The 367-nt window shown below is 47.4% G+C and carries 1 pseudogene; it reads left to right on the forward strand.

Annotation, left to right across the window (positions count from 1 at the left end):
* Positions 1-367: pseudogene (locus J1C54_RS16475) on the forward strand (hypothetical protein); the annotation flags it as partial.

Raw genomic sequence — 367 nt, forward strand, 5'->3', positions numbered from 1 at the left:
AGCGAAAGCGATGCGGTTGTTGATGCTTGTGGTAATACTAAAACAATTACTAGAACATGGACGGCTACCGATGATTGTGGTAACACAACGTCTGCTGTTCAAACGATAACGGTTGTGGATACAACGCCACCGACTATTACAGCGCCTGCCGATGTGACTATCGAGTGTACCGAGGACGAGTCTTCTGCCAACACTGGCGTGGCTACTGGTAGTGATACCTGTGGTACGGTGACTATTAGCGAAAGCGATGCGGTTGTTGATGCTTGTGGTAATACCAAAACGATTACTAGAACATGGACGGCTACCGATGATTGTGGTAACACAACGTCTGCTGTTCAAACCATAACGGTTGTGGATACTACTGCTC

The sequence above is a fragment of the Alcanivorax sp. 1008 genome, from assembly GCF_020667895.1.
In the GTDB taxonomy this organism is placed as follows: domain Bacteria; phylum Pseudomonadota; class Gammaproteobacteria; order Pseudomonadales; family Alcanivoracaceae; genus PGZG01.